This window comes from Streptomyces sp. NPDC047880, from assembly GCF_040706515.1.
GTDB lineage: Bacteria > Actinomycetota > Actinomycetes > Streptomycetales > Streptomycetaceae > Streptomyces.
Map to the genome: position 1 here is coordinate 71338 of NZ_JBEZOK010000030.1, position 17074 is coordinate 88411.

15 protein-coding genes are annotated in these 17074 nt (G+C 71.9%); 4 read left to right on the plus strand and 11 right to left on the minus strand.

The features are described from left to right. Window positions 1-92: 92 nt before the first annotated feature. Window positions 93-1322: an ROK family transcriptional regulator gene (locus AB0937_RS33240; protein WP_366717078.1), complete on the minus strand. Its 1230-nt coding sequence runs from the start codon at window positions 1320-1322 to the stop codon at window positions 93-95. Window positions 1323-1457: 135 nt separating this feature from the next. Between AB0937_RS33240 and AB0937_RS33245 the strand changes: the two genes are divergently transcribed. Next, a complete protein-coding gene (locus AB0937_RS33245) occupies window positions 1458-2663 on the plus strand; it encodes an MFS transporter (protein WP_366717080.1) in 1206 nt (401 codons plus the stop codon). A gap of 101 nt (window positions 2664-2764) precedes the next feature. Continuing rightward, window positions 2765-4162 carry a solute carrier family 23 protein gene (locus AB0937_RS33250; RefSeq protein ID WP_366717082.1) on the plus strand — a complete coding sequence of 466 codons (1398 nt, stop codon included), beginning with the start codon at window positions 2765-2767 and terminating at the stop codon, window positions 4160-4162. Here AB0937_RS33250 and AB0937_RS33255 read toward each other — a convergent pair. Continuing rightward, the gene (locus AB0937_RS33255) at window positions 4123-5271 is read right to left on the minus strand and encodes a glycoside hydrolase family 6 protein (RefSeq protein ID WP_366717134.1); all 1149 of its coding nucleotides are present in this window, start codon (window positions 5269-5271) and stop codon (window positions 4123-4125) included. The two genes, AB0937_RS33250 and AB0937_RS33255, sit on opposite strands and share 40 nt — an antisense overlap. Window positions 5272-5446: 175 nt before the next feature. Between AB0937_RS33255 and AB0937_RS33260 the strand changes: the two genes are divergently transcribed. Further along, window positions 5447-6157, plus strand: a complete 711-nt coding sequence (locus tag AB0937_RS33260; RefSeq protein WP_366717084.1) for a DUF5995 family protein — start codon at window positions 5447-5449, stop codon at window positions 6155-6157. 4 nt (window positions 6158-6161) lie between these two features. Here the strand turns inward: AB0937_RS33260 and AB0937_RS33265 are convergent, their stop codons facing one another. After that, window positions 6162-7859 carry an NAD(P)/FAD-dependent oxidoreductase gene (locus AB0937_RS33265; RefSeq protein ID WP_366717086.1) on the minus strand — a complete coding sequence of 566 codons (1698 nt, stop codon included), beginning with the start codon at window positions 7857-7859 and terminating at the stop codon, window positions 6162-6164. Window positions 7860-7906: 47 nt separating this feature from the next. Then, window positions 7907-8695: a carbon-nitrogen hydrolase family protein gene (locus AB0937_RS33270; protein ID WP_366717088.1), complete on the minus strand. Its 789-nt coding sequence runs from the start codon at window positions 8693-8695 to the stop codon at window positions 7907-7909. Between the two features lie 317 nt (window positions 8696-9012). Between AB0937_RS33270 and AB0937_RS33275 the strand changes: the two genes are divergently transcribed. Next, window positions 9013-9549 carry a Repetin gene (locus AB0937_RS33275; protein ID WP_366717090.1) on the plus strand — a complete coding sequence of 179 codons (537 nt, stop codon included), beginning with the start codon at window positions 9013-9015 and terminating at the stop codon, window positions 9547-9549. Here AB0937_RS33275 and AB0937_RS33280 read toward each other — a convergent pair. The 7 genes from AB0937_RS33280 to rpe all read right to left on the minus strand — a co-directional run bounded on the left by AB0937_RS33280 (window position 9518) and on the right by rpe (window position 16975). Continuing rightward, the gene (locus AB0937_RS33280; protein ID WP_366717092.1) at window positions 9518-10714 is read right to left on the minus strand and encodes an MFS transporter; all 1197 of its coding nucleotides are present in this window, start codon (window positions 10712-10714) and stop codon (window positions 9518-9520) included. The two genes, AB0937_RS33275 and AB0937_RS33280, sit on opposite strands and share 32 nt — an antisense overlap. A gap of 136 nt (window positions 10715-10850) precedes the next feature. After that, window positions 10851-11303: an Lrp/AsnC family transcriptional regulator gene (locus AB0937_RS33285; RefSeq protein WP_352101059.1), complete on the minus strand. Its 453-nt coding sequence runs from the start codon at window positions 11301-11303 to the stop codon at window positions 10851-10853. 10 nt (window positions 11304-11313) lie between these two features. Next, on the minus strand, window positions 11314-12783 hold the full coding sequence (locus tag AB0937_RS33290) for an amino acid permease (RefSeq protein WP_366717095.1): 1470 nt from the start codon (window positions 12781-12783) through the stop codon (window positions 11314-11316). 454 nt (window positions 12784-13237) lie between these two features. Continuing rightward, a complete protein-coding gene (locus AB0937_RS33295; RefSeq protein ID WP_366717097.1) occupies window positions 13238-14680 on the minus strand; it encodes a GuaB1 family IMP dehydrogenase-related protein in 1443 nt (480 codons plus the stop codon). A 108-nt stretch (window positions 14681-14788) separates the two neighbouring features. Then, window positions 14789-15142: a barstar family protein gene (locus tag AB0937_RS33300; protein WP_366717136.1), complete on the minus strand. Its 354-nt coding sequence runs from the start codon at window positions 15140-15142 to the stop codon at window positions 14789-14791. Window positions 15143-15166: 24 nt separating this feature from the next. Next, window positions 15167-16210 (minus strand): sugar-binding domain-containing protein, encoded by a 1044-nt coding sequence (locus AB0937_RS33305; protein ID WP_366717099.1) that lies wholly within the window; start codon window positions 16208-16210, stop codon window positions 15167-15169. A 78-nt stretch (window positions 16211-16288) separates the two neighbouring features. Continuing rightward, entirely contained in the window at window positions 16289-16975 is a 687-nt protein-coding gene (gene rpe / locus AB0937_RS33310; RefSeq protein WP_366717101.1) for a ribulose-phosphate 3-epimerase, read from the minus strand. Between the last annotated feature and the right edge of the window lie 99 nt (window positions 16976-17074).

Genomic DNA, 17074 nt, shown 5'->3' on the forward strand with positions numbered 1-17074 from the left:
TAGTCCTTTCTAAGGTCGTCGTCAGGGTCGGCTCACCCCCACGGACCGGCCCGGCGGCGGTGACGACGGCCCTTGCCCGCCGTCGGGCCTTCTCAGCCGCGGCCGCTCCCCGGTGCGAACAGTTCCTCCTGAGCGCGGTCCCGGGCCGTCAGCAGCGCACCACGCAGGACCGCGCCACCACCCAGGTCGGTGGCGCGTACTTCCGTGGGCAGCGGCGTCATCCGGGCCAGCCGGTCCTGCACCCGCTGGGCGAGCTCGACGCCCCCGGCCCGGCCGACTTCCCCGCCGAGGACCACGCAGCCGGGGTCCAGGATCGCGACGACCGAGGCGACGCCGACGGCCAGACGGTCGGCGAGGGCGTCGAGGAAGGCGACAGCCGGAGCGGGCCCGTCGAGGGACTCGGCCTCCTGCTGCCGCACCTGGGCGACCGCCCCCCGCACCACGTCGACGGCAGCCCGGACCACCCCCACCTCGGACGCCTCCGGCGAAACCCCGTGCTCCGCGGCCAGTTCCACGACCGCAGCCGACGCGGCCAGCGAGTGGAAACCGCCCTCACAATCCGTCGAACTCGGCAACGCGGCCGTGCCCGGGACCGGGAGGAAGCCGATCTCGCCGGTGCCGCCGGACGCGCCGCGGCGGAGGGCGCCGTCGAGGACCACGGCCGCTCCCGTGCCGTGACCCAGCCACAGCAGGACGAAGGTGTCCCGATCCTGGGCCGCCCCGTCGCGCTGCTCGGCCAGCGCCGCGAGGTTGGTCTCGTTCTCGACGCTGACACGGGCCTCGGGCAGCCGCTCCTGAAGGGTGGCGACGAGCCGGCGGTGCCACTGCGGCAGTCCGGTGGAGTGGCGCAGTTCGCCATTGGCCGGGTCGATCAGGCCGGGCGCCCCGATCCCCACGGTGTGCAGACGGTCGGCACCGGCCTCCTTCGCCACGCGCTCGACCAGCGTGACCGCCTGCTCCACCGCGGGGCCCGTGCCCGTGTCGCCCCCGATCGGCACCGACGCCTCGGCCAGCACCCGCCCGACCAGATCCGCGACGACCACGGCGACACCCTCGGTTCGCACGTCGAGGGCGGCCAGGTGCGCCCGGTCGGCGACGATGCCGTACACCTTCGCGTTGGGGCCGCGCCGCTGCTCGCCCGCCTCGCCGACCACCGCGACCAGTCCGGCGGCGGTGAGGCGTTCGACGAGGTCGGCGACGGACGGCCGGGACAGACCGGTCAGCTGTTTCAACTGCCCCGCCGTCAGCGGGCCTTCCTGCTGGAGCAGCCGCAGGGCGAGCCGGTCGTTGATGGCCCGGGCGGTGCTCGGTGATGCGGGCATGCGCGGATCCTCCCAGATCGGCGGAGCCGTCGACCGTGACCGACGGAAAAGCCCCCTTATTATCAGGCAGGGTTCCTGATAGTTTACGCCCGCATCAGTCAGGAACACGGCAGAAGCCTGGAGGGGGACCGCAGAATGGGCAACGTGGTCGACGAACTGCGCGAGGTGAAGCGGTCCCGGTACGCCGTGGCCGCGGTGTTCGCCGTACACGGCGCCGTGACCGGCTCGTTCGCGACCCGTGTGCCGTGGATCCAGGATCACGCGGGGGTGAGCGCGGGCCAGTTGGGGATCGCGCTCGCCTTCCCGGCGCTCGGCGCGTCCGTGGCGATGCCGCTCGCCGGCAGCATCACCCACCGCTTCGGCGCCCGGAACGCACTGCGCGGACTGATCGCCCTGTGGACGATGTCGCTGGTCCTGCCGTCCCTCTCCCCCAATCTCCTGACCCTCTGTCCGGCCCTGTTCACGTACGGCGCGACGGCCGGCATGGCCGACGTGGCGATGAACGCGCTGGGCGTCGAGGTCGAGAACCGTCTCGGGCGGTCGATCATGTCCGGGCTGCACGGCATGTGGAGCGCGGGCGCCCTCGCCGGTTCGGCGGCCGGCACCCTCGCCGCACACCTCGGGTCGGATGCCCGGCTGCACCACGTCCTGGCCGCCGCGGTGCTCACCGTCGTCGGTGTGGCGTCCTGCCAGTGGGTCCTCGACCTGCAGCCCGCCGAGGACGAGGAGCCGCCGCCGCGCTTCGCGCTGCCGCCCCGCTCGGCGCTGCTCATCGGTGCCATCGGGTTCTGCGCCGTGTTCGCGGAGGGCGCGAGCCTGGACTGGTCTGCGGTGTACCTGCGCGAGCAGCTGGAGACCTCCGCCGGTCTCGCGGCGGCGTGCACGACGGGCTTCACGCTCACCATGGCCGTCGCCCGGCTCGCCGGCGACCGGGTCGTGGACCGCTACGGCGCCGTGCGGACGGTGCGGGCGAGCGGTGTGTTCGCCGTCCTCGGCGGGCTGCTGATCGTCGTCGCGGACCATCCTGCGGTGGCCATGAGCGGCTTCGCGCTGATGGGTCTCGGCATCGCCGTCGTCGTGCCGCTGTGCTTCGCCGCGGCGGGCCGCAGCGGCTCCAACCCCAGCCTGGCCATCGCGGGAGTCGCGACCATCACGTACACCTCGGGGCTGATCGCGCCGAGCGCGATCGGCATGCTGGCGCAGGCCACCAGCCTGATGGTGTCGTTCTGCCTGGTGACGGCACTGTCCTGCGGCCTGGTGGCGTTCGCGGGCGTACTGCGCCCCGGCGAACGCACGAAGATCGGCCGGACGGAAGCGGCGGTTCCCGACCGGCGGCCCTGAGCGGACACGCGACCGTCCAGGAAGCCCGGGTCACCGCCTGCCCCGGCGGACCCCGACAATGGTCCGGACACGCGCAGGCACGACGAAAGCGAAACCGCACCATGGATCTCGGCGTCCGCTGGAAACTGCACGGCGACGGACGCACCCCGGCGCCCGGCGCGGTGGTCCGGCCCGACGAGCGGCTCTCCTGGCCCCGCACGGCCGGACTCGGCGCTCAGCACGTGGTGGCGATGTTCGGGGCGTCGTTCGTCGCGCCGGTCCTGATGGGCCTGGACCCGAACCTCGCGATCATGATGTCGGGCGTCGCGACGATCGTGTTCCTGCTGGCCACCCGCGGCAGCGTGCCCAGCTACCTGGGCTGCTCGCTCTCCTTCGTCGGTGTGGCGGCGGTCATCCGGGCGCAGGGCGGCAGCAGCGCGACCGTCACGGGAGCGGTGTTCGTCGTCGGGGGCGCGCTGTTCCTGGTGGGGCTCGCCGTACGGCGGTTCGGGGCGCGGATCATCCACGCCGCGATGCCGCCGATCGTGACCGGCGCGGTGGTGATGCTGATCGGCTTCAACCTGGCACCGGTGACGGCCTCGACGTACTGGCCGCAGGACCAGTGGACGGCTCTGCTGGTCATGCTGTTCACCGGTCTTGCGGTCGTGTGCCTGCGGGGCTTCTGGTCCCGCATCGCGATCTTCCTGGGGCTGGACTTCGGGTACGGCATCTCCTGGGTCTTCGACCTGGTCTTCGGCAAGATCCACTCGGTGGACGCGAGCGGCCGGCTGACCGACCACTGGCGGCTCGACCTGTCCGGCGTGGGCAAGGCCGACTGGATCGGGCTGCCGACCCTGCACGCCCCGTCGTTCGAATGGTCGGCGATCCTGGTCGCCCTGCCGGTCGTCATCGCCCTGGTCGCGGAGAACGCCGGGCATGTGAAGGCGGTCGGCGAGATGACCGGCGACTCGCTCGACGACAAGCTCGGCACGGCGATCGCGGCCGACGGCGTCGGCTCCATGCTGTCCACGGCGGTCGGCGGCCCGCCCAACACCACGTACTCCGAGAACATCGGCGTGATGGCCGCGACCCGCGTGTACTCGACGGCCGCGTACTGGGCCGCCGCCGGATTCGCCCTGCTGTTCGGCGTCTGCCCGAAGTTCGGCGCCGTGGTGGCGGCGATCCCGGGCGGGGTGCTCGGCGGCATCACCGTCATCCTGTACGGCATGATCGGTCTGCTGGGCTCGCAGATCTGGATCAACGCCAAGGTGGATCTGCGCAATCCGCTGAACCTGGTCCCCGCTGCGGCGGGCATCATCATCGGCGTCGGCAACGTGTCGCTGAAGTTCACGGACACGTTCTCGCTGAGCGGCATCGCGCTCGGCACGGTGGTCGTCATCACCGGCTACCACGCCCTGCGGGCCTTCGCACCGGCCCACTTGAAGACACAGGCGCCGCTGCTGGACGAGGGCACCTCCTCCTACGACGACGCCGCCGCGCCGGACGACGCCAGGTCGTAGGCGTAGGAGGCCGTGAAGGTCCCCGGCCTGCCCTTGCAGCCGTCCGACTCCCCCGGCAGCTTGACCCACAGGTAGGCGTCGATCCGCGGCGCGCCGGTGTTCAGCGTCGGGGTCCGGCCGAGTTTGCGGCCGGCCGGGTCGCACCACTCGCCGTCGGCCGGGGCGCCGTTGCCGTTGCGGCTGGTGTCGATGACCGCGCCCAGACCCGCCGGGCCGCCGAGCGCGTCGAGGACTTGCCGGTCGTAGGCGATCTCGTCGGCGGTGGTGTGGAAGTTGGAGACGTTGCTGAAGATGCCGTCGGACATCTCGGGCGAGGCGGCACCGGCCTGTCGCAGCCAGGCGGCCTGCTTGCCGGGCGCGTTCCAGCCCGAGTGCCCCGCGTCGAAGTACACCCGGGCCCGGGGGTTGGCGGCCTTCAGCACGCGGCCGGCCCGGGCCAGCGAGGCGAAGCGGTCGGCGCGTTCCGCCGCGGAGAGGCACTCGGCCTGGGCGACCGAGTCCGGCTCCAGGACGACGATGACCTCGCCGGAGCCGAGCCCCGCCGCGAACAGGTCGATCCAGGCGTCGTAGGCGTCCAGGCCGGGCGCCCCGCCCTGGGAGTGACCGCCGCAGTCCCGGCCCGGGATCGCGTAGGGCACCAGGACGGGCACCCGGCCCGTCGCGGCGCCGCCCGACGTGACCGCGGCGACCCGGGCGGTGACGGTCTGCGGGGAGTGGTCGGCGAACCAGACGGCCGCCGGCTGCTCGGCGATACGGGACGCGATGACCGCGTGCCGCGGGTCGCCGGAGTGGGAGCGGACCCACTCCAGCACCTGGGAGTCGGGGTGGCGGTAGAGCCGCCCGGGCACGGTGGTGGGCGGCTCCCGCTTCGTCTCAGTCCTCGACGGCGCGGGGCTCTGCGTCCGCCGTACGGACGGCGACGGCGAGGGCGAGGCGGGCCCGGCGGTGGCCGGGGCGGACGACGACGGCACGGCCGGCAGGGGCGCAAGGCGGGGCGACGCCGACACCTCGGGGGGTGCGGCCTCGTCCGAGGCCCGCCTGTCGTCGAACGCGGCGAGAACGCCCGCGACCGCTCCGGCCGCCACGACGAGCGAGGCCGCCACGACCATCGCGCCGCGCCGGGCGGCGCGCCTGCGACCGGCCCTGCGGGCGGCCAGGCGCTGGGCACGCGAGCCTGACACGGTGTTGCTCCCCCTCCCCCTGCGGCGGGCGGAGTTCCCCCGTTTCGGGGAAGCGCCGGGCCTGCCGGTACTCCCGCCAGCCTAGAGCTGCGACTCTGCCCGCATGCCGCGATGCGAACAAGTCCCCCCGGCCGTGGACACCCCGGTGGACGCCGTCATCTCCCGGATGCGCGCCCTCGACGCGGCCCTGCACCCACGGGACGGAGTGGCGGTCTTCAACCGTGTCTACCTCGCTGTGACGGAGGCGGTGGACCGGTACGTCGACGCCGGCCGGTTCGCGGACGCCCATGCCGCGATCACGCTGGACGTACGGTTCGCGCAGCGGTACCTCGCGGCCGTCGGGACGGCGGCGGACGAGGGGCGTCCGCCCGCCTGCTGGCGGCCGCTGTTCCAGTTCCGCCGCCACCCCGGGGTACGTCCCCTGCAGTTCGCGCTGGCGGGCATCAACGCGCACATCGGGCACGATCTGGCGCTGGCCGTCGTGGACACCTGCCGTACGCTCGGCTGCGCTCCCGTCGATCTGGAGGACGAGTTCGACATGGTGGGCGATCTCCTCGTCTCGCTGGAGGAGCGCATCCGCGACGATCTGATGCCGGGGCCCGACCTGTTGCGGATCGCCGACCCGCTGACCCACCTGCTCGGCTCCTGGAGCCTCGACCGCGCCCGGGACGCCGCGTGGACGGCGGCCCGGGCTCTGTGGGTCCTGCGTGAACTCCCCGATGTCGCCGCGGAGTTCACGGAACGCCTGGACACGGCGGTGGGCTTCGCGGGGCGCATGCTGCTCACGCCCCTGGCCGAGCCCGGGTTCAGCTGATCCCCTAGTCCTCCGGCAGCTCGACGGGCGCGATCTCGTCGTAGACGTCGCCGGGGCCCGGGTTGGTCGGGTCGGTCGCACCGCCCAGGTGGTGCATGACGCCCCAGACCGCGTTGAGGGCGGTCTGGATCGCGCCCTCGGCCCAGCCGGCGGTCCAGGAGATGTCGTCACCGGCGAGGAAGATGCCGCGCTTGTCTGCCGGCAGCCGGTCCTGCATGAAGTGCGTGAACAGGCGCCGCTGGTAGCGGTAGTGTCCGGGCAGGTTGGCCTTGAACGCGCCCATGAAGTAGGGCTCGTTCTCCCAGGAGACCGTCACCGGGTTGCCGATGATGTGCTTGCGGATGTCGACCTTGGGATAGATCTCGCCGAGCGACTTCAGCATGACCTCCAGCCGCTCGTTCGCGGACAGCGGCAGCCACTTCAGGCTGTCGTCGCACCAGGTGTAGGAGAGGCAGATGACGGCGGGCTTGTCCGGGCCGTCGTCGAGCAGGTACGTGCCGCGCGTCATACGGTCGGTGAGCGTCATCGACATGACGTCCCGGCCGGTCTCCTCGTCCTTGTCCAGCCAGAAGGGGCGGTCCACCGGCACGAAGAGCTTCGAGGACTCCATGTAGTGGGTGCGCTCGATCGCGGTCCAGTGGTCGATCGGGAAGAGCGAGTCGTCGCAGGCGATCTTCGACAGCAGCATCCAGGACTGGGCGGTGAAGATCGCCGCCTGGTAGGTGCGGATGTCGCCGTGCGCGTCCGTCACCGTGATGCGGTTGCCGGCGGTGCGGTGCAGCCGGGTCACGGCCGGGCGGGGCTCGCCGCCCTCGTGCAGGGTCGCGAGCGATGTCCCCTGCGCCCAGTGGACGATCTTCTGCGGCTCGCGCTCCCACAGGCGCAGCGGCAGCTGCTGGGAGCCGCCGACGATGCCGCGGTGGTGGTCGTCGGCCTCGGTGTAGACGACGCGCAGGATCTCCAGGATGGAGTTCGGGAAGTCGGTGTCCCAGCCGCCCGTGCCGAAGCCGACCTGGCCGAAGATCTCGCGGTGGCGGAACGACTTGAACGCCTCGGAGTCGCACAGGAAGCCGTAGAAGGTCTGGTTGTCGAGCTTCTCGACGAGCTTGGACCAGATCTCGCGGATGCGCGGCACGTCCCGCTCGCGCAGGGCGCGGTTCATGTCGGAGAAGTCGGCGCCCTCCTCCAGGCACCGGCCCCAGGCCTCGGCGACGTCACGGTAGACCTGCGGCAGGTCCTCGATCGTCTCGGCGTAGTGCGACTCGCCCTTGAGGTCGACGACGGTCGACGGGGTGGCCTCGGAGAGGGGGTTGGGGAACGGCCGCGTCTGCAGGCCGACGAGGTCGATGTAGTGCTGCAGGGCCGTGGAGGACGGCGGGAAGCGCATCGCGCCCATCTCGGCGGTGAGGGACGCGTCGCACCCGTCGAAGCCCACCGTGCGCAGCCGCCCGCCGATCTGGTCGGCCTCGTACACGACCGGCTTGAGGCCCATCTTCATCAGCTCGTACGCGGCGACGATGCCGGACAGGCCGCCGCCGATGACCGCGACCTCCGTGCCGTGCTCGGTCGCGGGTATCTGCCCGAGGCCCGCCGGGTGGGCGAGGAAGTCGTCGTAGGCGTACGGGAAGTCCGGGCCGAACATGGTGATCGGCGGCTGCTGCGCGTCAGCGTGCTCGACGGCGTTGGGCACGGTGGACGTCATGGGGTACGGACTCCTTGCACAGAGACGTTCGGGCGGTTCAGGGGGTTTCAGACGAGCGAGCCGTACAGGCCGGGCCGCCGGTCCCGCAGATACGGGTTGTTCTCGCGCGATGCGGCGAGGAGGGCCGGATCGACGTCGGCGAGCACGAGTTCCTCACCGCGTCCGGCCCGGGTCCGGGCGACCCCGTCGGGCCCGGCGAGTGTGGACAGCCCGACGAACTCGAACTCCCCTTCCGGGCCGACCCGGTTGACGTACGCGACGTACATCTGGTTCTCGAAGGCCCGGACCGGGATCACCGACTCGGCGACGAACTGGAACGGGTGCATCTGCGCGGTCGGGACGACGAGCAGGTCGGTGCCGGCCAGGGCGTGGGCGCGGACGTTCTCCGGGAACTCCACGTCGTAGCAGATCAGGAGACCGATCCGGAGGCCGTCGATCTCGGCCTGGACGACCGGCAGGTCCCCGGGGGTGAAGTGGTCGTGCTCGAAGCAGCCGAAGAGGTGCGTCTTGCGGTGGTTGGCGAGCCGGGTGCCGTCGGCGGAGATCAACTGGACGGAGTTGAACACGGCCTCGCCGTCCCGCTCGGGGTAGCCGTAGGCGATCGCCAGGCCGTGGCGGGTCGCGATCTCGGCGACGGCGTCCGCGCAGTCGCCGTCGGCGGGCTCGGCGAGCCGGCCGATCTCGTCGCCGATGGCGTACCCCGTCAGGAACAGCTCGGACGTGATCAGCAGCCCGGCGCCCTGGGCGGCGGCCCGGCCCGCGGCCTCGTCGAGGACCTTGAGGTTCTCGACGGTGGAGCCGGGGCGGCCGGAGCTCTGGAGCAGGGCGGTGCGCATGCGTGATCCTCACCGGGCGAAGGGCGGTCGGGGGCCCACGGGGTCGTTGGAGGGGCCATGTAGACGGTACGGGCGGCTGACCAGGGCGGACAAGAAGGAGCCGTTGCGCGCCCGGGAACGGTTCATTGCGTCCGCAGGGGGCCGGGCGGCGATTCGTTGCGCGCTTCACGTCGGACCCCGGCTCCTCCTCAGAGGGCAGCTCCGCGTGCTCTTGCCCGCCGTACGGCGGAGGTGGGGTCCCGCCCTGGGCGCGATGTCCTGCCCCCGCCGGGCCGGGAGAGTAAGGGATGTCCACTTGACCTGCGGAAAGGAACGCAATGAAGCGCCGTACGAAGATCGTCGCGCTCGGCTCCGCGCTGCTGCTCACGGCCGGGGCGGCCTCCGCCGCGACCGCGTCGGACACGCCCCGGCAGCGGGAGGCCGCGGCCCTCACAGGCACCGCCAAGCTGTACCGCTCGGCCGGGGACGACATCACGTTCTCGTTCGACGCGCACCTGGCGGCGAAGGACAAGGCCGATCCGACGAAGGCGACCGGCACCTTCGAGTTCAGCCACTACCTGGACGACTTCGGCGCCCGGGCCAAGGTCGAGGTCGACTGCCTGCTCACCGGCGGCAAGGTGGCCGTCGTCTCCGGTGTCATCACCGACTCCGACCTGCCGGGCGCCGAGGGCAAGCGGGTCGGCGTGACCGTCCACGATCTCGGCCGCCACGACCGGCTGGGCTACAGCTGGGCCTCGACCGGCCGCCCCGGCGCGGGCAACGAGCCGCCCAAGTGCGTGAGTTCCGCCCCCTTCGAGAAGGTCGAGAAGGGGACGGGCGACTTCACGGTCGTGCCGTGGCAGCCCGAGCTCTAGCCGGCGCCAGGGCCGTCACCAGGTAGGGGATCGCCAGTACCGCGAAGACGGTGCCGTGTGCCAGGTCCGTGCCGAGCAGCGCGTACACGCCGAACGTGGCGATCGTCGCCAGCTCGGTCCCCAGGCTCGCCACCGAGGTGAGGGTGGCCCGGCGGGATTCGTCGATGCGGTGCTGGAGACGGACGTCGGCGAGCACCTCGGCCAGCTGGAACGCCGCGAAGGCGAGGCCCACCAGGGCGATCCCGGCGAGCGACCGGGACGTGGCGCCCACGGCGAGGGCGAGGGCGCCGCCCGCGAGCAGCGCGGAAAGCCCCCTCGTGCCGAGGCGTTCGGCCGGCCCGGCCAGGAGGCTGCCGACGGTGACAGCCGCCCAGATCAGCATGACGAGGTAGGGCACCGTCGTCTCGGCGACGCCGATGTCGCGGACCAGCAGGGGGGTGTATTCGTCGAGCGCGCCCCACACCGCGGCCACGGCCGGGACCAGCAGCAGGGCGCCGCGCACCGAACGGTCCCTGCGGACCTCGGCGAGTCCGGTCCGCAGGGTCGTCGCCCAGCCGTCCCCGGTGGTCCCCGGCCGCGTCCGGTGCTCGGGGAACCGGGTCGCGGTGACCGCGGTCAGCACACAGGCCAGGAGGCTGGCGGCGCCCACGGCCGTGTAGCCGCCCTCCGCGAGGACGGGCCCGGCGAGGCCGGTGGCGGCCACGGTGCCCAGCAGCCGGGCGGCCCGGGCCCGGCCCATGACCGGGGCGTACCGGTCGGCGGCGCCCAGCCGGTCCAGCTCGTCGTAGACCAGCGCTTCCAGAGCGCCGGAGCCGAGCGCCCCGCCCGCGCCCCACAGGACGAAGCCGGCCGCGAAGGCCCCGTACGACGGGACGGCCACCCACAGCGCGAAGCCGGTGGCGGTGAGCAGCGGGCCGATCCACAGCAGCCTGCGGCGTGACATGGCGTCGGCCCAGGCGCCGGAGGGCACTTCGAGCACCACACCGGTGACCGACCACAGGGCGAACAGGGAGGAGATCTGCCAGACCGACATGCCGGTGTCGGCGAACAGCAGCGCGTACACCGGGTAGAGCAGGACGAAGTCGTCGAGGAACGCGTAGGTGTACAGCGTGCGCGTCAGGCGGCGGACGCCGGTGGCGGGCACGCGTGCGGGTGTGAGTGTCATGGGGCCTTCCCGGAAGGACGGATCGGACGCCGGAGGTACGGCGGCCGAGGCGGCCCTCGGGAGGCACGGCTGGTGGATCAATGTCGCCAGGTCATGACACCCAGGCTAGAGGTGTGTCGTGGAGCGGGCCACGGAGTTACGTGGGCGACCCGGACGAGAAGCGCCGCAGCAGCGGCGACAGCACGAGCACGGACTTGGTCCGCTCGACGAACGGCTCACCGGCGATCCGTTCCAGGACCCGTTCGAAGTGGCGCATGTCGGAGGCGAAGACCTGGGCGACCGCGTCCGCGTCCCCGGTGACGGTGGACGCGGCCACGACCTCCTGGTAGCGCTCCAGGCCCCGCTGGATGGTCTCCGGGGACGTGTTGCCCCGGCAGTAGATCTCGACGAACCCCTCGGTCTCCCAGCCGAGGGCGCCCGGGTCCACGCGGACGGTGAAGCCGGTGATGGCTCCGGTGGCCCGCAGCCGGTCCACGCGCCGCTTCACGGCGGGCGCGGACAGGCCGACGAGTGAGCCGATGTCGGCGTAGGAGCGGCGGGCGTCCTCGGCGAGGGCGTGCACGATGCGTTCGTCGAGATCGTTCAGCACAGTGGGTCGTTCACTTTTCGGATGGCGCGAGTCGGGAACGGCGGTAGCCGTACAGGAAGTAGAACACGAGCCCGGCCGCCATCCAGACACCGAAGACCACCCAGGTCACGGTCGACAGGCTGCCCATCATCCAGATGCAGAAGGCGAAGCCCAGCGCGGGCAGGACCGGCGAGAGCGGCACCCGGAAGGTGCGCGGCATGTCCGGCTTGGTCCGGCGCAGCACGACGACGGCCACGTTGACCAGCGCGAAGGCGAACAGGGTGCCGATGCTGGTGGCGTCGGCGAGCTCCGCGAGCGGGATCGCGGCGGCCAGCACACCGCAGAACAGCGACACGATCAGGGTGTTGGCGCGGGGGGCGCCGGTCTTCGGGTGGACCCGGCCGAACACCTTCGGCATCAGACCGTCGCGGGACATGGCGAAGAGGATGCGGGTCTGGCCGTACAGCACGGTCAGCACCACGCTCGCGATGGCGATGACGGCGCAGAACGCCAGCAGCGTGCCCCAGAAGGTCTGCCCGGTCACCTCGCGCATGATCTGGGCGAGGGCGGCCTCGGAGTCGGTGAAGTTCTTCCAGGGCTTGGCGCCGACGGCGACGGCCGCGACGAGGACGTACAGCGCGGTGACGATGACCAGCGACAGCATGATCGCGCGGGGCAGGTCGCGCTGCGCGTTCTTGGCCTCCTCACCGGCGGTGGAGGCGGCGTCGAAACCGATGTAGGAGAAGAACAGCGTGGCACCGGCGGCACTCACGCCGGCCATGCCGAGGGGCATGAAGTTCTCGTAGTTGCCCGAGCGGAAGCCCTGGACGCCGATGGCGCAGAACATCACCAGCGCGGCGATCTTCACGACGACCATGACGGTGTTGGCGCGGGCGGACTCGCGGGCGCCGCCCAGCAGGAACGCCATCGCGAGCAGGACGACGATCAGCGCGGGCAGGTTGAACACGCCGCCGTCGCCGGGCGGGGCGGACAGGGCGGCCGGGATGGTGACGCCGATGGTCCCGTCGAGCAGCTCGTTCAGGTACTCGCCCCAGCCGACGGCGACGGCGGCGACGGACACGCCGTACTCCAGGACCAGGCACCAGCCGCATATCCAGGCGATCAGCTCGCCCATCGTTGCGTACGCATACGAGTACGAGGAGCCGGAGACCGGGATCGTTCCGGCCAGCTCGGCGTAGGACAGGGCCGAGAACAGGGCCGTGAGACCGGCGATCACGAAGGAGAGGGTGACAGCGGGGCCCGCCTTGGGGACGGCCTCGCCGAGGACGACGAAGATGCCGGTGCCGAGCGTGGCGCCGATGCTGATCATGGTCAGCTGCCACAGCCCGAGGGTGCGGCGCAGTGACCCACCCTCACCCTGGCCACCTTCCGCGACCAGGCGTTCCACCGGCTTGCGGCGCATGAGGCGCGCGCCGAATCCGGGGGGTGCGGAGGCCGCCGTGGGGCCTGGGTTCTGCGGGGGTGCGCCTTGGTCGAGCACGCGCTGGCTCCTTTTCGCTGCCGGTCAGGGCGGCGGGGACCGCGGGCACCCTTGAGCAGGGACCCACCGAGCGGAGTCCCCGCCACGCCACGTACGAGGCGACAGCCTACGAGCATCGGCGTTGCTGGTGAAATGCAGCAACCTTGCGCATACCTGCAAGATCATTGCGTTACCGGGGGATGTGCGGGTGTTCGTTGCGGGGCGGCTGTCGAGTGTTGCATCCGGAGCCGCCGGAGGGCTTTCGCGAGGAACACGCAGGAGTGGGCCCGCTCCTGTCGGACGCCGTCGGCGGTCACGGGGACCCAGCGGCCGACGTATGCCGCGGCGTCTCGATGTGGCCGTCCTGCACTCGGCGACCTCCATGCGCCGACGGTAGGGGCCGCGTACGCGAGAACGGCCCTTGTCGACCCGCCGGGCGGGTCGACAAGGGCCGATGCGAGGGACGTTCAGGCCGTCAGCTCCAGCTGGCGTGCAGGGGCTTGCCCTCCGCGTAGCCGGCGGCGCTCTGGATGCCGACGATGGCCTTCTCGGCGAACTCCTCCAGGGAGCCGGCACCGGCGTAGGTGCAGGAGGAGCGGACGCCCGCGATGATCGAGTCGATCAGGTCCTCGACGCCCGGGCGGGCCGGGTCGAGGAACATGCGGGAGGTGGAGATGCCCTCCTCGAACAGCGCCTTGCGGGCGCGGTCGTACGCCGACTCCTCGGAGGTGCGGTTGCGCACGGCCCGGGCGGAGGCCATGCCGAAGGACTCCTTGTAGGCGCGGCCCTGGGCGTCGTGCTGCAGGTCGCCCGGGGACTCGTAGGTGCCGGCGAACCAGGAGCCGACCATCACGTTGGACGCGCCGGCCGCGAGGGCCATGGCCACGTCGCGGGGGTGGCGGACACCGCCGTCGGCCCACACGTGCTTGCCGTACTTCCTCGCCTCGGCGGCGCACTCCAGGACGGCGGAGAACTGCGGCCGGCCGACGCCGGTCATCATGCGGGTGGTGCACATGGCACCGGGACCGACACCCACCTTGACGATGTCCGCGCCGGCCTCGATCAGGTCGCGCACACCGGCGGCGGCGACCACGTTGCCCGCGACGATCGGCACCTGCGGGTCGAGGTCGCGCACCAGCTTCAGGGCGCTGATCATCGACTCCTGGTGGCCGTGCGCGGTGTCGATGACGAGCGCGTCGACGCCCGCGTCCAGCAGCTGCTGGGCCTTGCCCGCGACGTCGCCGTTGATGCCGACGGCGGCGGCGATGCGCAGCCGCCCGTGGGCGTCGGTGGCCGGCTTGTAGAGCGTGGCGCGCAGGGCGCCCTTGCGGGTCAGGATGCCGGCCAGCGTGCCGTCCTGGTGGACCGCGGGGGCGTAGCGGCGGTTGGCCTGGTCGAGGGTGCCGAAGGCCTCGCCCGGGTCCATGTCCGCGTCGATGAGCAGCAGGTCCCGGGACATGACCTCGGCGAGCTGGGTGAAGCGGTCCACGCCGGACAGGTCGGCGTCGGTGACCACGCCGACCGGCTTGTGGTCCCCGTCGACCACGACACCGGCGTTGTGCGCCCGCTTGGGCAGCAGGGCCAGCGCGTCCGCGACCGTCTGGTGCGGGAACAGGATGATCGGGGTGTCCAGCACCAGGTGCCGGTTCTTCACCCAGGAGACGACGTCGGTGACCACGTCGATGGGGATGTCCTGCGGTATCACCACGAGGCCGCCGCGGCGGGCCACGGTCTCGGCCATGCGGCGCCCGGCGATGGCGGTCATGTTGGCGACGACGAGCGGGATGGTGGTGCCCGTGCCGTCCGGGGAGCTGAGGTCGACGGCCTGCCGCGAGCCCACCGAGGAGCGGCTCGGCACCATGAAGACGTCGTCGTACGTCAGGTCGTACCCGGGCTGGATGTCATTGAGGAAACGCACGTGCTGCACATCCCAGTCGATCAGAGGTGACCCCCGGACCGGCCGGCCAGGGGGAAAGAGCACGTACTTCATTCTCCCATGCCGGGCCCCCGATCGACCCCCAGCGGATCATCCAGGCTGGTCAGGGGGCCTCTCGGAGGATTCTCCAAGGCCGAGGGTGACGAACAGCCCCGGTCCCCGGTCGGTCGCCTCGGCGAAGATCTCCTCGGCGACCTGCCACTCGTCGGGCCGCGTCCCGGCGTACTTCCGCCAGCCCTGGACGACGACCAGGAGCCCCCGCTCCCCGGCTCCCTCGGGCCAGAGGGCGGGGTCGGACAGACAGTCGGCGAGGGCGTCCCAGTTGCGGCCGAACCAGTCGGGCAGGGCCAGGTCACGGGCGCAGCGGTCCATGAGGCCCGCCTTGTCCGTGACCCCGTCCAGGTCCAGGACGACGACGATCCGGCCCGCCGGGTCGTCCGGCACCCCGGACCTCTGGCCGGCCACGCGTCAGACCCCGTCCGGGTCGGAGCGGTTGAGCGCGGACTTCGGCGTCGGTCCGGCCGTCATGAGGTAGTCGGCCGCCGACGTGTCCGTCACCAGGCTGGTGACGAGCCCGGAGCGCAGCACCGCGTCGATCGCGGGCCCCTTGCGCTGTCCGCCCGCGATCGCGACGACCTCGGGGATCCGGCGGAGCTGGTCGGCCTTCACCGTGATGCACCGCTCGCCCAGGTCCCGGCCGACCCGGCGCCCCTCGGCGTCGAAGAGGTGCGCGGACATCTCGGCGGCGACACCGAGGGAGGCGTAGTGCGCGCGTTCCTCGTCGCTGAGCATGTCGTGCACCGTGGAGATGCCCGGCTCCCAGGAGCCGATGGAGACGCAGGCGACGGTGACCTTGTCGAAGTGCTCGAAGGCCCGGGCGATCCCCGTCTGGTTGCGCAGCGCCGTGGCCGTGGCCGCGTCGGGCAGCAGCATCGGAGCGTAGATGGGGTGGGCGTCGCCGCCGGACACCTGGGCGGCGCGGCGTACGGCCTCGACCGAGCCGCGTTCGGCCGTCCCGGCGTCGTAGACACCCGTCAGCTGCACCACCGTGCACGGGGGCAGCCGGTCCAGCGCCGCCGCCATGTGGATGGTGGAGCGGCCCCAGGCCAGGCCCAGCACATCCCCTTCGTTGACCAGTTCGCCGAGCAGGTCGGCGGCCACTTCTCCCAGGTTCTCGGGGTCGGGCGTCTCCTCGGCTTCGGCCGGGGACTCGACCACGACGGCGTGCCTGAGGCCGTAGCGGGCGCGGAGCGCGTCCGAGCGCTCGGCGTCCAGTTCGGCGGGCACACGGATCTCGATCCGTACGAGATCCCGTTCGAGGGCGGTTTCCAGGACCCGGGCCACCTTGAAGCGGCTGACGCCGAACTCCTCCGCGATCTGGATCTTGGACTTGCCCTCGAGGTAGAAGCGGCGGGCCATGGCCGCCGCCTGCACCAGCTCAGCGGGTCCCATCCGCATGGCTGACCGGCCCGCCGACATACCCGACACGGCGTTCTCCTCACTGCTGTTCACACTCTGGATTCGCCGTTCATCCTTGCAGATGTGGCGCGGTTGATCAGCCCTGATGAGAGCCGTTCACTTTGCTGTGGCTCAGTGGTTGCAGGCCCAGGTGGCCTTCGCCGTCGCCGCCTCGGCCTGGGTGCGTAGTGCACGTACCGCCTCTGCCGGGTCGTTTGCCCCGTAGACCGCCGATCCGGCCACGAAGACGTCGGCTCCGGCGTCCGCGCACTGCTCGATGGTGGACGCGGAAACTCCGCCGTCGACCTGGAGCCAGAGCTCCAGTCCGTGCTTGCTGATCAACTCGCGGGTACGGCGAATCTTCGGAAGCATGATGTCGAGGAAGGCCTGTCCCCCGAAGCCCGGTTCGACCGTCATGATCAGCAGCATGTCGAGCTCGGGGAGCAGGTCCTCGTACGGCTCGATGGGAGTCGCGGGCTTCAGTGCCATGGAGGCCCGGGCGCCCTTGGCCCGGATCTCCCGGGCGAGCCGGACCGGTGCGGCGGCGGCCTCGACGTGGAAGGTGACGGAACCGGCCCCCGCTTCCACGTACTGGGGCGCCCACCGATCGGGGGCCTCGATCATCAGATGGCAGTCCAGCGGGGTGTCCGTCGCACGGGCCAGCGACTCTACGACCGGCACGCCGAGCGTGAGGTTCGGGACGAAATGGTTGTCCATCACGTCGACGTGGAGCCAGTCGGCTCCCTTCACGGCCTTCGCCTCGTCCGCGAGGCGGGCGAAGTCAGCGGACAGGATGCTGGGGTTGATCTGCGCGGCCATGTCCTAAGACTGCCATGCCCCGTGGGGGTTGTGAGCATCGGACCCAGGTGGTCTGCCGGGTGCGGGGCTCATGTGGCTTTTCGCGCAGTTCCCCGCGCC

What these genes read in the sequence shown, in the direction of transcription:
- AB0937_RS33245 (WP_366717080.1), top strand. Translation starts at nt 1,458, where the DNA reads ATGGGCAACGTGGTCGACGAACTGCGCGAGGTGAAGCGGTCCCGGTAC.
- AB0937_RS33260 (WP_366717084.1), top strand. Translation starts at nt 5,447, where the DNA reads ATGCCGCGATGCGAACAAGTCCCCCCGGCCGTGGACACCCCGGTGGAC.
- AB0937_RS33255 (WP_366717134.1), bottom strand. Translation starts at nt 5,271, where the DNA reads ATGGTCGTGGCGGCCTCGCTCGTCGTGGCGGCCGGAGCGGTCGCGGGC.
- rpe (WP_366717101.1), bottom strand. Translation starts at nt 16,975, where the DNA reads ATGGCCGCGCAGATCAACCCCAGCATCCTGTCCGCTGACTTCGCCCGC.
- AB0937_RS33250 (WP_366717082.1), top strand. Translation starts at nt 2,765, where the DNA reads ATGGATCTCGGCGTCCGCTGGAAACTGCACGGCGACGGACGCACCCCG.
- AB0937_RS33270 (WP_366717088.1), bottom strand. Translation starts at nt 8,695, where the DNA reads ATGCGCACCGCCCTGCTCCAGAGCTCCGGCCGCCCCGGCTCCACCGTC.
- AB0937_RS33275 (WP_366717090.1), top strand. Translation starts at nt 9,013, where the DNA reads ATGAAGCGCCGTACGAAGATCGTCGCGCTCGGCTCCGCGCTGCTGCTC.
- AB0937_RS33240 (WP_366717078.1), bottom strand. Translation starts at nt 1,322, where the DNA reads ATGCCCGCATCACCGAGCACCGCCCGGGCCATCAACGACCGGCTCGCC.
- AB0937_RS33265 (WP_366717086.1), bottom strand. Translation starts at nt 7,859, where the DNA reads ATGACGTCCACCGTGCCCAACGCCGTCGAGCACGCTGACGCGCAGCAG.
- AB0937_RS33280 (WP_366717092.1), bottom strand. Translation starts at nt 10,714, where the DNA reads ATGACACTCACACCCGCACGCGTGCCCGCCACCGGCGTCCGCCGCCTG.